Source organism: Gemmatirosa kalamazoonensis, assembly GCF_000522985.1.
GTDB lineage: Bacteria > Gemmatimonadota > Gemmatimonadetes > Gemmatimonadales > Gemmatimonadaceae > Gemmatirosa > Gemmatirosa kalamazoonensis.
This window is the reverse complement of the sequence record NZ_CP007129.1, coordinates 577,974-592,066: the sequence shown is the minus strand read 5'-3', so window position 1 is coordinate 592,066 and position 14,093 is coordinate 577,974. Positions and strand designations below refer to the sequence as shown.

General features: G+C 72.8%; 10 protein-coding genes. All 10 read left to right on the top strand.

The genetic code is table 11. The features are described 5' to 3' along the window. Nucleotides 1–16: 16 nt before the first annotated feature. Genes J421_RS25530 through J421_RS25490 form a run of 10 tightly spaced genes read left to right on the top strand, consistent with a single transcriptional unit; the run spans nucleotide 17 to nucleotide 14,091 of the window. Nucleotides 17–1,933 carry a 2-oxoacid:acceptor oxidoreductase subunit alpha gene (locus tag J421_RS25530; protein ID WP_025413953.1) on the top strand — a complete coding sequence of 639 codons (1,917 nt, stop codon included), beginning with the start codon at nucleotides 17–19 and terminating at the stop codon, nucleotides 1,931–1,933. Continuing rightward, nucleotides 1,930–2,892, top strand: coding sequence for a thiamine pyrophosphate-dependent enzyme (locus tag J421_RS25525; RefSeq protein ID WP_025413952.1), 963 nt, complete (start codon nucleotides 1,930–1,932; stop codon nucleotides 2,890–2,892). Before J421_RS25530 ends, J421_RS25525 begins: the two co-directional genes overlap by 4 nt. Continuing rightward, nucleotides 2,882–3,916: a hypothetical protein gene (locus J421_RS34140; RefSeq protein WP_025413951.1), complete on the top strand. Its 1,035-nt coding sequence runs from the start codon at nucleotides 2,882–2,884 to the stop codon at nucleotides 3,914–3,916. The genes J421_RS25525 and J421_RS34140 overlap by 11 nt, the downstream gene beginning before the upstream one ends. Then, nucleotides 3,913–4,827, top strand: coding sequence for an RnfABCDGE type electron transport complex subunit B (locus tag J421_RS25515; RefSeq protein ID WP_025413950.1), 915 nt, complete (start codon nucleotides 3,913–3,915; stop codon nucleotides 4,825–4,827). The genes J421_RS34140 and J421_RS25515 overlap by 4 nt, the downstream gene beginning before the upstream one ends. Further along, nucleotides 4,824–9,941 carry a 2-oxoacid:acceptor oxidoreductase family protein gene (locus tag J421_RS25510; protein WP_025413949.1) on the top strand — a complete coding sequence of 1,706 codons (5,118 nt, stop codon included), beginning with the start codon at nucleotides 4,824–4,826 and terminating at the stop codon, nucleotides 9,939–9,941. Before J421_RS25515 ends, J421_RS25510 begins: the two co-directional genes overlap by 4 nt. Beyond that, nucleotides 9,914–11,293: an electron transport complex subunit RsxC gene (gene rsxC / locus J421_RS25505; RefSeq protein ID WP_025413948.1), complete on the top strand. Its 1,380-nt coding sequence runs from the start codon at nucleotides 9,914–9,916 to the stop codon at nucleotides 11,291–11,293. The genes J421_RS25510 and rsxC overlap by 28 nt, the downstream gene beginning before the upstream one ends. Next, a complete protein-coding gene (locus J421_RS25500; protein WP_025413947.1) occupies nucleotides 11,290–12,306 on the top strand; it encodes an RnfABCDGE type electron transport complex subunit D in 1,017 nt (338 codons plus the stop codon). Before rsxC ends, J421_RS25500 begins: the two co-directional genes overlap by 4 nt. Further along, nucleotides 12,303–12,968 (top strand): RnfABCDGE type electron transport complex subunit G, encoded by a 666-nt coding sequence (locus J421_RS25495; protein WP_025413946.1) that lies wholly within the window; start codon nucleotides 12,303–12,305, stop codon nucleotides 12,966–12,968. The genes J421_RS25500 and J421_RS25495 overlap by 4 nt, the downstream gene beginning before the upstream one ends. Next, complete coding sequence (locus J421_RS32305) at nucleotides 12,965–13,114, top strand: FeoB-associated Cys-rich membrane protein (RefSeq protein WP_148306534.1); 150 nt, start codon at nucleotides 12,965–12,967, stop codon at nucleotides 13,112–13,114. Before J421_RS25495 ends, J421_RS32305 begins: the two co-directional genes overlap by 4 nt. Beyond that, the gene (locus J421_RS25490; RefSeq protein WP_025413945.1) at nucleotides 13,111–14,091 is read left to right on the top strand and encodes an FAD:protein FMN transferase; all 981 of its coding nucleotides are present in this window, start codon (nucleotides 13,111–13,113) and stop codon (nucleotides 14,089–14,091) included. Before J421_RS32305 ends, J421_RS25490 begins: the two co-directional genes overlap by 4 nt. Nucleotides 14,092–14,093: the final 2 nt, after the last annotated feature.

The window sequence follows — 14,093 nt, the reverse complement described above, 5'->3', positions numbered from 1 at the left end:
GCGATCGAGGTGACCGATGACGTCGACGCTCATGCCCACGAGTGCAGCCCCACCGCGCACGCCACACGTGCTGCGCTGCCCGGAGCACACCGTGGAGATCGTCTCCGACTCCGGCGAGGGCGCGCAGAAGTGCGGGCAGATCTTCGCCGCCGTGTCGGCGAAGATGGGGAACGGCGTGTGGACGGTGGAGATCATCCCCGCCGAGATCCAGCCGCCGCCGCGCATCCCCGAGGGCGCGAGCGGAAACCGCATCCGCATCGGCACCGGCCCGGTGACGAACTGGGGCGACGAGACGAACCTGGTCGTCGCGTTCAACGAGCAGGTGCTGCTCGCGCGCCACCGGCTCGGCGCGCTCGCGCCGGACGCGATCGTGCTGCTCGAGCGCGCGTGGGCGTCGCACCCCGACGAGGACGTGCGCGCCGCGTACGCGGCGGCGCTCGCGGAGCTCGCGACGCGTGCCTACCGCGTCGTCGAGGTGCCGATGGACGAGCAGTGTCTCACGCTCGTCGACAATGCGCGCAAGGGAAAGAACATGTTCGCGCTCGGGATGCTGGCGTGCATCTACGGGCGCGACCGCGCGCGGCTGCTCGAGCAGATCGCGCAGACCTTCCGCAAGAAGTCGGAGGAGAGCTACCGGCAGAACGTGGCGCTGCTCGACCTCGGGTGGGCGTGGGCGGAGGCGAACCTCGACTTCCGCGTCGACGTGCCCCCGCGCTCCGCGCAGGGCGGCACGGACGTGCCGATGGTGGTGATGAACGGCAACGAGGCGATCGCGTTAGGCGCGGTGGCGGCGGGCTTCGAGCTGTGCGCCATGTACCCGATCACGCCAGCGACGTCGGCGTCGCACGCCCTCAGCGAGACGTTCGAGCGGTTCGGCGGCATCGTGCACCAGGCGGAGGACGAGATCGCGGCGGCGGGCGTGGCGCTCGGCGCGTCGTACGCGGGGAAGGTCGCGCTGACGATCACGAGCGGCCCCGGGCTCGCGCTGAAGACGGAGTTCCTCGGCCTCGCGGTGATGACGGAGACGCCGCTGGTCGTCGTCGACGTGCAGCGCGGCGGGCCGAGCACCGGGCTGCCGACGAAGGTGGAGCAGTCGGACCTGCTCGCGGTGCTCCACGGCCAGCCCGGCGACGCGCCGAAGGTCGTGCTCGCGCCGTCGACGCTCGAGGAATGCTTCCACGTGATGGTGACGGCGCGGCGCATCGCCGAGACGTTCCGCTGTCTCGTGGTGGTGCTGTCCGACGCGAACCTCGCGACCGGCGTGGCGCCGTTCCCGCGCCCCGCGCTCGACGAGCGGTGGATGCGTGCGGCGCTCGACCAGGACGCGGTCCCCGAGGGGACGAAGCCCTACGACTGGGACGAGGCGACGGGGCTGTCGCGCCGCGTGATCCCGGGGCAGCCGAACGGGATGCACACGGTCACGGGGCTCGAGCACGACGCGCGCAGCAAGGTGGCGTACGGCGGCGGCATCCATCAGCACAGCGCCGCGATGCGGAGCCGCAAGCTCGCGGTGCTCCAGCGCACGCTGCTGCCGCCGACGGTGAACGGGGACGAGAGCGGCGACCTGCTGGTGGTCGGGTGGGGGAGCACGCGCGGCGCGATCGAGGAGGCGGTCGCCCGCGCGCGCGCCGCGGGGCTGCGCGTCTCGTCGCTGCATCTGACCTTCCTGTCGCCGCTCCCGCCCGGGCTGCGCGAGATCCTCTCGCGCTTCCGGCGCGTGTGCACGGTGGAGCTGAACTACAGCGACGAGCCGGACGCGCCGTACATCACGCCGGAGAATCGGCGCCTCGGCCAGCTCGCGTGGCTGCTGCGCGCGTCGACGCTCGTGGACGTCGACTGCTGGACGCGCGTGCCGGGCGAGCCGCTGCACCCCGGCGCGATCCTCGATGCGATCCGCGCGAAGGTGCCTAACACGACGCGAGGTGACGCATGAGCGCCGAGACGTGCTGCCCGCTCACGAGCGCGGTCTGGGGGCCGGACGACGACCGCGACTACGGGCTCTCCGACTACGAGGGCGCGCAGGCGCGGTGGTGCCCCGGCTGCGGCGACCACTCGGTGCTGACCGCGGTCGAGAAGCTGCTCGTGGCCGAGCAGCTCCGGCCCGAGCAGACGGTGTTCGTGTCGGGGATCGGCTGCTCGAGCCGCTTCCCGCACTACCTCAAGACGTACGGCTTCCACGGCATCCACGGCCGCGCGCTCCCCGTGGCCACGGGCGTGAAGCTGCACCGGCCCGACCTCACCGTGTTCGTCGTGATGGGCGACGGCGACTGCACGTCGATCGGCGCGGGGCACTGGGTGCACGCGCTGCGCTACAACGTGAAGATGGTCGCGCTGATGCTCGACAACGCGATCTACGGGCTGACGAAGAACCAGACGTCGCCGACGACGCCGCAGGGCCACCCGAGCAACACGCAGCCGAAGGGGAGCTGGCTGCCGGCGCTCGACCCGATCTCGCTGATGCTGGGCGTGACCAACGCGTCGTTCGTGGCGCAGACGGCCGAGTGGGTGCCGGCGCACCTCGCGGCGACGCTGAAGGCGGCCTACCACCACGACGGGCTGGCGTTCGTGCGCGTCCTCCAGCGCTGCCCCATCTGGACGCCGGGGATCTACCAGCGCGCGGTGCAGCGGCCGGAGAACATCGAGCTGCTCGTGCACGACGACGGCGTCACGGCACCGGAGCTGGAGCGCACCTACACGCACCGCGTCGCGCACGACCCGCGCGACCTCGAGCGCGCGCGGCAGCTCGCGACGCCCGGAGAGCGGATCCGGCTCGGTGTCTTCTACCGCAACGAGCGCTGCGCGCGCTACGACGTGATCCGGCGCGTGCCGCCGCGGACCGCCGCCGAGCGGCGCGCGCTCCTCGACCAGGAGCTCGACAAGCATGCCGTCTGACGACCAGATCGCGGTCGCGCTCGCGGCGACCGCCGTGCCGCGCGAGCGGTTCCGCGCCGCGGTCGTCGCGGCGGCGGAGCAGATCGACGCGTACCTCGACGCGCACCGCGCGGCGGACGCGGAGACGCCGGCGCTCGCGGCGTTGGGCGCCTTCGCGCGCGGGCGCGTGGACGCCGCGCGGTTCGCCGCGCTGTTCGATACCGCGCCGGCCCTCGCGCCCGAGTCGTCGTTCGCGCTCCGGCGCGCGGGCGACGTGCTGCGCACGCTGCACGCGGCCGGCGACGCGGCGTTCGCGGTGGACGTCCCGCCCGGCGGAGACCTCCACGCTGCCGTACAGCGCGCCGTCACGTCGTTAGGCCGGGCGTACGCCGCGGGGCGCGTGTTCCGCGCCGTGCGGGCCGGCGTGTACCGCGCCGAGACGCACGCGCCGCCGCTCGACGGCCTGCCGTTCGCGCGGTGGAACGCTGCGGCGCGCGACCTCGCGCCGCCGCTGGTCATCGAGGTGGACGACGCCGACCTGCGGGCCGTGTCGCTGGCCGAGCTGCTCGACGGGCAGATGAAGCTCGTGCTGGTGGTGCGCGGCGCCTCGGCGGGCGCGCCCCTGGTCCGGCTGATCACGCCCGGCGTGCTCGTGATGCAGACCGCGAACGCGAACGACCTCGCGACGGTGGCGTCGTTCGACGGGCCAGCGGTCGCCGCGCTCGTGCCGGAGAGCGCCGCGCGGTTCGTGCACGACCCGACGGCCGGCGGCACGCTCGCCGAGCGCCTCGCCGTGCACGCGCTCCCGGCCGCCGCGCCCGCGACCGGATCGGGCGACCGGAGCGCGTGGCAGCTGCGCGAGGAGTTGGCGCAGCTCGCGGCCCTGGGCGGTCGGGACTCGGGACTCGGGACTCGGGACTCGGGCGCTGTCAGCCCACGAGTCCCGAGTCCCGAGTCCCGAGTCCCGTCGGCCCGAGTCCCGTCGGGCCGAGTCCCGAGTCCCGATGCACTCGTCCGGTGGCTCCTCGCGGAGGCGGGGCTATGATCACCGCCGTCGCGATCCTCGGCGGGATCGGGCTCGTGTTCGCGGTCCTCATCGCGCTCGCGAACCGCAAGCTCCGCGTGTGGGAGGATCCGCGCATCGACGCCGTGGCCGCGATGCTGCCTAACGCGAACTGCGGCGCGTGCGGCGTGCCGGGGTGCCGCGCGTTCGCCGAGCTGCTGGTCGGCGGCGAGAGGCAGCCGTCCGGGTGCAACGTCGCGAACGACGACCAGCGCACCGCGATCGCGGCGTACCTCGGTGTCGAGGCGGGGCAGGCGGTGAAGGTCGTGGCGCGCATGCACTGCGCCGGCGGCGCGCACGTCGCGGCCCAGCAGGCCCAGTACCGCGGCTTCCCGACGTGCGCCGCGGCGGCAGCCGTCGCCGGCGGCGGGAAGGGGTGCGCCTGGGGGTGCCTCGGCCTCGCCGACTGCGTCGCGGCGTGCACGTACGGCGCGATGCGCATGAGCGACGACGGCATCCCGCTCGTCGACGTCGACGCGTGCACGGCGTGCGGCAAGTGCGTGGAGCCGTGCCCCAAGGGCCTCCTCACGCTGCACCCGCTCGACCACCGCCTGCTCGTGCAGTGCAGGAACCTCGTCGCCGGCGACGACGCGCTCGACGCGTGCAAGGTCGCGTGCACGGCGTGCGGCAGATGCGTCCTCGACGCCGCGCCCGGACTGATCAGCGTGGAGAGCGGCGTGGCGGTGGTGAACTACGAGCTGAACGCGCTCGCCGCGCCGGACGCGGTCGGGCGCTGCCCGACCGGCGCCATCGTGTGGATGACGCGCGCGCAGTTCGAGAATCCCTCCACGCTCCCCGCTCGACGCTCCACGCTCGGCATCGGTGCAGAACGAAGCGAGCGGGGAGCGTGGAGCGCGGAGCGTGGAGACGCCCTCACGGAGACCGCCCAGTGATCACGTTCGGGAAGGCGGCGAGAGCCGCAGCGCCGAAGCCTGACGTGCCGGCCGCCCCGCCTCGCTATCCGGGCACGCCGAGCGCGATGGACGGCAGCACGGCCGTCGTGCTCGTCGAGACCGCGGCGAGCGAGGGTGCCGGCGCCTACCCCATCACGCCCTCCACGCAGATGGGCGAGGGGTGGGCCGCCGCCGTGGCCGAGGGGAAGCGCAACGTCAACGGCCGCAAGCTGCTGTTCTTCGAGCCTGAGGGCGAGCACGCCGCCGCCGCGGTCACCGCCGGGATGAGCATGACCGGCCTGCGCGCCGCGAACTTCTCGAGCGGCCAGGGCGTCGTGTACATGCACGAGTCGCTCTATCCCGCGGTCGGGAAGCGCCTCACGTACGTGCTGAACATCGCCGCGCGCGCGATCACGAAGCACGCGCTCAACGTGCACGCGGGGCACGACGACTACCACGCGGTCGACGACACGGGGTTCTTCCAGCTCTTCGCGAAGGACGTGCAGGAGGCGGCGGACCTGAACCTGATCGCGCACCGGGTCGCCGAGCTGTCGCTGAACCCGGGGATCGTCGCGCAGGACGGGTTCCTTACGAGCCACGTGCTCGAGACGATGCGCGCGCCCGAGCCGGGCCTCGTGCGCGAGTTCCTCGGTGATCCGTCCGACGTGATCGACGCGCCGACGCCCGCCCAACGGCTCGTGTTCGGCGCGAAGCGCCGGCGCATCCCCGAGCTGTTCGCCGTGGACCACCCGGCGATGCTCGGCGTGGTGCAGAACCAGGACAGCTTCGCGCAGGGCGTCGCCGCGCAGCGGCCGTTCTACTTCGACCACGTCGCCGAGCTGACGGACCGCGCGATGGAGGAGTTCGCGCGCCTCACCGGACGCCGCCATGCGCGGTGCAGCGGCTACCGCCTCGCGGACGCGGAGTACGTCGTCGTGGGGCAGGGCAGCGTCGTGTCGAACGCCGAGGCGGTCGCCGACTGGCTGCGCGCGACGCACGGGCTGAAGGCCGGCGTGCTGAATCTCACGATGTTCCGGCCGTTCCCCGCGGATCTCGTCACGCGGCTGCTCGCCGGCAAGAAGGCCGTCGTGGTGCTCGAGCGCACCGACCAGCCGCTCGCCGTGGACCCGCCGCTGCTGCGCGAGATCCGCGCGGCGATGGGGCAGGGGGTCGAGAACGGACGTGCCCTGGCGGCGGCGCCTAACGCCGTGCTGCCGCACCCGCGCGTCGCCGCGGTCGACGCCGACGAGGTGCCCGAGTTCTACGCCGGCTGCTTCGGGCTGGGCAGCCGCGACCTGCAGCCGGGCGACATCGCGGCGGCCGTGCTGAACATGACGCCGGCCGGCGCGCACCGACGGCAGTTCTACCTCGGCGTCGATTTCGTGCGGCCCGAGACGCGGCTGCCCAAGCTCCAGATCTGGCAGGAGCAGCTCCTCGAGAGCTACCCGCACCTGGCCGACCTGTCGCTGCCGAGCGCCGGCGACCTCGATCTGATGCCTAACGGCTCCGTTTCCCTGCGCATCCACTCGGTGGGCGGCTGGGGCGCGATCACGATGGGGAAGAACGTCGCGATGACGGTCTTCGAGCTGCTCGGCATGCACATCAAGGCGAACCCGAAGTACGGCTCGGAGAAGAAGGGGCAGCCGACGACGTTCTACGCGACGTTCGCGCACGAGCCGATCCGGCTCAACTGCGAGCTGACGCACGTCGACGTCGTGCTGTCGCCCGACCCGAACGTGTTCCGCCACTCCAACCCGCTCGCCGGGATCCGCGACGGGGGCGTGTTCGTGATCCAGAGCGACCTCGCGCCCGCGGACTTCTGGGCGGCGCTGCCGGCGCGCGCGCGGCGCGAGATCGTGGCGAGGAAGGTCAGGGTCTTCGTGCTCGACGCGTTCGCGATCGCGCAGAGCGAGGCGAGCGACGCGGAGCTGCGGTACCGCATGCAGGGCGCGGCGTTCATGGGCGCGTTCTTCGAGACGTCGCCGCTGCTCGCGCGCGAGGGCGTCGCGGACGAGAAGCTGTTCGCGGGGATCCGCAAGCAGCTCGCGAAGAAGTTCGGCGCGAAGGGCGAGCGCGTGGTCGAGGACAACCTGCGCGTCATCCGCCGCGGCGCGACGGAGGTGCGCGAGGTGACGCCGGTCGCGCTCGCCGACGACGCCGCGCCCGGCGCGGTGCCCGCGATGCCCGCCCTGCTCGATGCGCCCGACGCCGAGTGGGGCGTCGGGAATCCGGGGCGGTTCTGGGAGCAGGTGTGCGTGCCGTGCAAGCTCGGGCAGGACGGCATCGCCGACCCGTTCGCGGCGATCGGCGCGATCCCCGCGGCGACGAGCGCCGTGCGCGACATGACCGACGTGCGCCTCGAGGTGCCGCGGTTCCTCGCCGAGAAGTGCACCGGCTGCGCGCAGTGCTGGACGCAGTGCCCCGACGCGGCGATCCCGGGGCTCGTGAGCGATCCCGAGGAGGTGCTCGCGGCAGCCGCGGCCCACGCCGCGACGCGCGGCACCATCGACCGCGTGAAGCCGCTCCTCAAGCCGTTAGGCAGAGAGGTGCGCCGCCTCGTCGGCGCGGAGGCGTTCACGAGCTTCGCCGACACGCTCGCGGCCGCGGCGACGAACGTGCTGCCGAAGCTCGTGCCCGACGCGGCGAAGCGCGCGACCGTCGAGGAGGAGCTGGCGCTCGTGCGCGCCGCGATCGCCGAGTTCCCGCTCGCGAAGACGAAGACGTTCTGGGACGGCGCGGAGCGCCGGCAGAAGGGGAGCGGCGGGCTGCTCTCGGTGACGGTGAACCCCGAGGCGTGCAAGGGATGCAACCTGTGCGTCGACGTGTGCCCCGACGGCGCGCTCGTGACCGTGAGGCAGGACGACGCGACGGTCGCGACGCTCCGCGACAACTGGCGGATCTGGCAGCGCCTTCCCGACACGCCGAGCCGGTTCGTGAACGTGTCGGACATCGATCAGGGGATCGGCGTGCTGCCGACGCTTCTGCTCCGGAAGGAGAGCTACCGCTCGATGGCCGGCGGCGACGGCGCATGCATGGGGTGCGGTGAGAAGACCGCGGTGCACCTCGTCGTCTCGGCGATCGAGGCGATGATGCGGCCGCGCGTGGAGCGGCAGATCGCGCGGCTCGGCGAGCTGATCGCCGGCCTCGACGCGAAGGCGCGCGGGCTGCTCTCGGCCGACGCCGACCTCGACGCGGTCATGCGCGTGGGGGGGCATCTCACGCTCGACCTCGACGACGAGAAGCGCGGCGAGATGGAGCGCCTGACGCGGGCGATCCACGACCTGAAGGACCTGCGCTGGCGCTACGCCGAGGGCCCGAGCACGCGCGGCCGCGCGCACCTCGCGATGGCCAACAGCACCGGCTGTTCGAGCGTGTGGGCGAGCACGTACCCGTTCAACCCGTACCCGTTCCCGTGGGCGAACCACCTCTTCCAGGACAGCCCGTCGCTCGCCATCGGCGTGTTCGAGGGGCACATGCGGAAGATGGCGGACGGCTTCGCCGCGGTGAGGCGCGCGGAGACGCTGCTGGGCGGGACGTACGACGCGCAGTCCACCGAGCGGGAGCTCGCGGACCTCGACTGGCGGACGTTCACCGACGACGAGTTCGCGCTCTGCCCGCCGATCGTGGCGATGGGCGGCGACGGCGCGATGCTCGACATCGGGTTCCAGAACCTCTCGCGCCTGCTCGCGAGCGCGAAGCCGATCCGCGTCATCGTGCTCGACACGCAGGTCTACTCCAACACCGGCGGCCAGGCGTGCACGAGCGGCTTCACCGGCCAGGTGTCGGACATGGCATGGTACGGCGCGGCGACGCACGGCAAGACGGAAGTGCGCAAGGAGCTCGCGCTCATCGCGCTCGCGCACCGCGGCGTGTACGTGCACCAGTCGTCACAGGCGTCGGCGTCGCACCTGATGGCCGGCGTGCTGCGCGGGCTGCAGAAGCGCCGACCGGCGCTGTTCAACATCTACACGCCGTGCCCAGTGGAGCACGGGCTGGCCGACGACTCGGCGCAGCACGCGGCGCGCCTCGCGCTCGAGTCGCGCGCCTTCCCGTTCGTGACGTTCGACCCGGACGCGGGGCCGAGCTTCGCGCAGTGCCTCTCGCTCGACGGCAATCCGTCGCTCGACGACGCGTGGCCGACGTACACGCTGGAGTACGTGGACGCCGACGGCGCCGCTCGTTCGATGGAGCTCCCGCTGACGACGGCCGACTGGGCGGCGACGGAGGGACGCTTCCGCAAGCACTTCACGCCGATCGCGCAGGACGACGACGCGCCGATGCCGTTCCACGAGTACCTCGCCGCGTCGGCGGAGGCGCGCGCCGGGCGGCGGCCGTTCGTGTACGTGCTCACGCGCGAGAGGACGCTCGCGCGGTGGAGCGTGTCGGACGAGATGGTGCGGCTGGCGGAGGAGCGCCAGCTCTTCTGGGCGCAGCTCCGCGAGCTGGCCGGCGTCCGCGTGAGCGACACGGTGCGCGAGCGCGTGGCCGAGTCGCTCGAGGCGGCGCTCGAGGCGCGGCTCGACGCGGCGCGGCGCGAGTACGAGGCGAAGATCGCCGAGCTGAAGGCGAGCTACCCGCAGACGATCGCGACTCGGCTCGCGGAGACGCTGCTGCGCTCCAGCCGCGGCGAGATGACCGTGCGCGAGCTGCTCGCTCGGGTGCCTGACGGCGGTGCCGCCGAAAGCATCGAACCGCAGAGGACGCAGAGGGCCGCAGAGGAAACCACCAAAGCAGCGTCGTCCTCCGCGTCCTCTGCGTCCTCTGCGGTGAAAAACGAAGAGTCCCAGCCACCGATCGTCGCGAAGCCGATCGCCGAATCTCCCATGGCCGTCGCCGAAGCACGGGGCAACGCCGCCGTCGACGCGCTCGCCGTCGATGCGTACATCGAGTCCGATCGCTGTACGACGTGCAACGAGTGCATCAACCTGAACAAGAAGCTCTTCGCCTACAACGCCGACAAGCAAGCCTACGTCAAGGACGCGACGGCCGGCACGTTCGCGCAGCTCGTCATGGCGGCGGAGAAGTGCCCGGTCTCGGCGATCCACCCGGGGACGCCGCTCAATCCGAAGGAGAAGGATCTCGACAAATGGCTGAAGCGCGCGCAGGCCTTCTGACGCGGTTCCGCGCGAGCGCGCACGCGTTCGCGCACGGGGTTCATCCGCCGGAGTCGAAGGAGCTCACGGCGGCGCTCCCGATCCGCCGCATGCCGTACCCCGACGAGGTCGTGCTCCCCGTCCGGCAGCACGCCGGCAAGCCGGCGCGCGTGATCGTGCGCAAGGGGGCGCACGTCGAGCGCGGCGACGTCGTGGCGGAGGCGGACGGCTTCGTGTCGTCGCCCGTGCACGCGTCCGCGTCGGGACGCGTCGTCGACGTCGCGCTGTGGCCGCACCCCGACGGCTCGATGTGCACCGCGGTCCGCATCGCGGTCGACAGGTGGTCGGCGCAGATCGCGCGGCCGCGCGTCGTTCCGGAGTGGGACGGCCTGACGCGCGCCGCCGTCGTGCGCGCCGTGCAGGACGCCGGCGTCGTGGGGCTCGGCGGCGCGGCATTCCCGACGCACGTCAAGCTCGTGCCGCCGGCGGACGCCGCGATCGACACGCTCGTCGTGAACGGCGCCGAGTGCGAGCCGTACCTCACGACCGACCACCGCATCATGGTGGAGTATCCGCGCCGCGTGCTGTTCGGCGTGCGCATCATGATGCACGCGCTCGGCGCGAAGCGGTGCGTGATCGGCGTCGAGCGCAACAAGCCCGACGCGATCGCGGCGCTGCGCGCGGCGAACGGCAACGGCTTCCGCAACGACGACGTCGAGATCCTCCCGCTCACGGTCAAGTACCCGCAGGGCGCGGAGAAGATGCTCCTCAAGTCGGTGCTCGGCCGCGAGGTCGCGTCGGGCCAGCTGCCGGCGAGCGTCGGCGCGATCGTGCAGAACGTCGGCTCGATCGCCACCATCGCCGAGGTGTTCGAGACCGGGCTGCCGCTCGTCGAGCGCATCGTGACGGTGAGCGGCCACGGCGTCCGGCGTCCCGCGAACCTGATCGTCCCCGTCGGCACCAAGGTGGGCGACCTGCTCGCGCACTGCGGCGGCCTGACGGACGACGCGGCGGAGGTGCTGTTCGGTGGGCCGATGATGGGCACCGCCGTGTCGACGCTCGACGCGCCGATCCTCAAGGGCACGACCGGCGTCGTGGTGCTCACGCACGACGAGGTGCGCGACCAGGCCGCGCTGCCGTGCATCCACTGCGGCCGGTGCCTCGACGCGTGCCCGATGTTCCTCAACCCGTCGCTGCTGGGCGACCTCGCGCGCGCCGGCCGCCACGACGAGATGGCGGCCGAGCACCTGAGCGACTGCATGCTGTGCGGGTCGTGCAGCTACGTCTGCCCGTCGAACATCCCGCTCGCGCAGCTGTTCGCGGCGAGCAAGTCGGCACTCCGGCGACGCGTGATGGCGGGGACGGGCGCATGACACGCGACCCCACGCTCGTCATCGCCGCGTCGCCGCACATCAAGGGACGCGACGGCACGGCGACCATCATGTGGAACGTCGTCGGGGCGCTCGCGCCGATCGTGCTCGCGGCGGCGTGGCTCTTCGGGCCGAGCGCGCTGCTCGTCGTCGCCGCGGCGGTGGTCGGCGCCGTCGGCACCGAGCGGGCGTTCGGCACGGGAGGCACGCTGCGCGACGGCTCGGCCGCGATCACCGGCATCCTGCTCGGCCTCACGCTGCCCGCCGGCATGCCGCTGTGGATGGCCGCGTTAGGCGGCGCATTCGCGATCGGCTTCGGCAAGCTGCTGTTCGGGGGGCTCGGGTACAACATCTTCAACCCCGCGCTGCTCGGCCGCGCGTTCCTCCAGGCGGCGTTCCCGGTCGCGATCACGACGTGGCCGAAGGTCGGCGGGTCGTGGTGGGCGCTGCGGGGCGACAACTTCGCGCTGCCGCTGCTGAAGGGCGGCGCCGTGGACGCGATCACCGCCGCCACGCCGTTAGGCCTCCTGAAGTTCGAGCACCGGGGCACCCCGCTGCTCGACCTCGTGCTCGGCACGACGGGCGGCTCGCTCGGCGAGACGGCGGCACTCGTCATCCTGCTCTGCGGCGGCTATCTCGCGCTGCGCGGGTATCTGAACTGGCGCATCCCGGCGAGCATCCTCGCGACGGTGGCGCTGCTCGCCGCGGCGCTGCACGCCGTCGCCCCGGCGCGCTACGCGTCCGCGCCGTTCATGCTCTTCTCCGGTGGGCTCGTGTTGGGCGCGGTGTTCATGGCGACCGACATGGTGACCGCCCCGGTGACCGACCGCGGACGGTGGCTGTTCGGCGCCGGCGTGGGCGTGCTGGTCGTCGTCATCCGCACGTGGGGCGGGCTGCCCGAGGGCGTGATGTACGCGATCCTGCTCATGAACGCGCTCGTGCCGTTCATCAACCGCGTGACGCAGCCGCGGCCGTTCGGCACGCGCGTGCGCGCCGCGAAGGAGGTGCCCGCATGAGCATGGGGATGACGTCCGCGCCGCCGGTGCTCGGCCGCGACGTCCCGTCGTGGCGGCTGCTGTCGCTGATGACGACGGCCGGCGCGCTCGCCGGGCTGCTGATCGTGACGGCGTACCGACTCACGCTGCCGCGCATCGAGCACCACAAGAGCGAGGTGATGCGCGCCGCGATCCAGGAAGTCCTCGAGGCGCCGCGGTCGTTCGACACGCTCTATCTCGCCAAGGGCGCGCTCGTGAAGACGCTGCCGGCGGGGACGAGCGCGAAGGGGCTCGAGAAGATCTACCTCGGCCACGACGCGACGGGGAAGCGCATCGGCTTCGCGGTGAGCGCCACGGGGAACGGCTTCCAGGATCCCGTGACCGTGATGTTCGGCTACGACGCCGCGGCGCACACGCTCATCGCGATGCGCGTCATCTCCAGCAAGGAGACGCCGGGGCTCGGCGACAAGATCGACAAGGACAGCGCGTTCGTGAACGGGTTCGCGAACGTCGTCGCGCCGGTCGCCGGCGTGAAGAAGGACCGCGGCAAGACCACGCCGAACGACGTCGTGATGATCACCGGCGCCACGATCTCGTCGCGCGCGGTCATCCGCATCATCGACGACGCGATCGCGCGCTGGCAGCCGCTCATGGACGCCTATCGCGAGGAGGCCAGGCCGTGATGACGACCATCGTGGGCGTGATCGGCGCGGCGCTGCTGTTCGGGCTGTTCAGCGCGCTGCGTCCGCGCGACCGGGACGGCTGCGACGGACGCTGCGCGGGGTGCACGGGCGACGGGGGCTGCGAATCCAGGGGAGCGAAGCGATGACCAGCACAGAGATCGGCCGCCGCGAGTTCATGGGTCTCGCCGTGGGCGCGTTCGTCGTCGCGGCGGTGCCGCTCGCCCGGCGGCGTCCCGCGGGGGTGGTGCGGCGCAGCGTCCCCGTGATGGGCACCATCGCGCAGTTCGCGGTGGTGGACCGCGACCCGCTGCACGCGCACGCGGCGATCGACGCCGCGGTGGCCGAGCTGCGGTGGGTGGAGCGGACCATGACGCGCTTCACCGACACGTCGGACGTGGGCCGCGCGAACCGCCTCGCGATGCGCGACGCCGTCGCGGTGACGCCGGAGACGGCGTACGTCGCGGCCGAAGGGCTGCGCTGGGCGGACGCGCTCGACGGCCGCTACGACCCGGCGGTCGGCGCCGTGTGCGTGCTCTGGGACGTGAAGCACCGCCACGAGCCGCCGCCGGACGACCGCGTGGCCGAGCTGGCGGGGCGCCGGTTCCACCGCGCGGTGGAGCTGGGCACGCGCGGCGGCGGCCACGTGCTGCGCTACCACGACGACGGCGCGCGGCTCGACCTCGGCAGCGTCGCCAAGGGGTACGGGGTGGATCGCGCGGTGGCGGCGCTGCGACGCCACGGCGTGGCGAAGGCGGTCGTGGTGGCCGGCGGCGATCTGTACGCGTTAGGCACCGCGCCGGACGACGCGCCGTGGACGATCGGCATCCAGTCGCCGACCGACGAGCGCGCGCTCGCCGGGACGCTGCGCCTGGCCGACCGCGCCGTCGCGACGTCGGGCACGTACCGGCAGTTCTTCCGATACCGCGGGCGCCGGTACCACCACATCATGGATCCGGCCACCGCGCGGCCGCGCGCGACGGCGATGCAGAGCCTCTCCATCGTCGCCGACTCCGTGATGCGCGCCGACGCGGCGACGACGGCGCTGTTCGGCATGAGCGAGCCGGAGATCGTGCGCGAGCTGGCGCGGAACCTCCCGGGCGCGCAGCTCGCCCGCATCATCTGACG

Coding starts and splice junctions, on each gene's coding strand:
- J421_RS25500 (WP_025413947.1), top strand. CDS start 11,290: ATGACACGCGACCCCACGCTCGTCATCGCCGCGTCGCCGCACATCAAG.
- J421_RS25515 (WP_025413950.1), top strand. CDS start 3,913: ATGATCACCGCCGTCGCGATCCTCGGCGGGATCGGGCTCGTGTTCGCG.
- rsxC (WP_025413948.1), top strand. CDS start 9,914: ATGGCTGAAGCGCGCGCAGGCCTTCTGACGCGGTTCCGCGCGAGCGCG.
- J421_RS25495 (WP_025413946.1), top strand. CDS start 12,303: ATGAGCATGGGGATGACGTCCGCGCCGCCGGTGCTCGGCCGCGACGTC.
- J421_RS25525 (WP_025413952.1), top strand. CDS start 1,930: ATGAGCGCCGAGACGTGCTGCCCGCTCACGAGCGCGGTCTGGGGGCCG.
- J421_RS34140 (WP_025413951.1), top strand. CDS start 2,882: ATGCCGTCTGACGACCAGATCGCGGTCGCGCTCGCGGCGACCGCCGTG.
- J421_RS25490 (WP_025413945.1), top strand. CDS start 13,111: ATGACCAGCACAGAGATCGGCCGCCGCGAGTTCATGGGTCTCGCCGTG.
- J421_RS25530 (WP_025413953.1), top strand. CDS start 17: ATGACGTCGACGCTCATGCCCACGAGTGCAGCCCCACCGCGCACGCCA.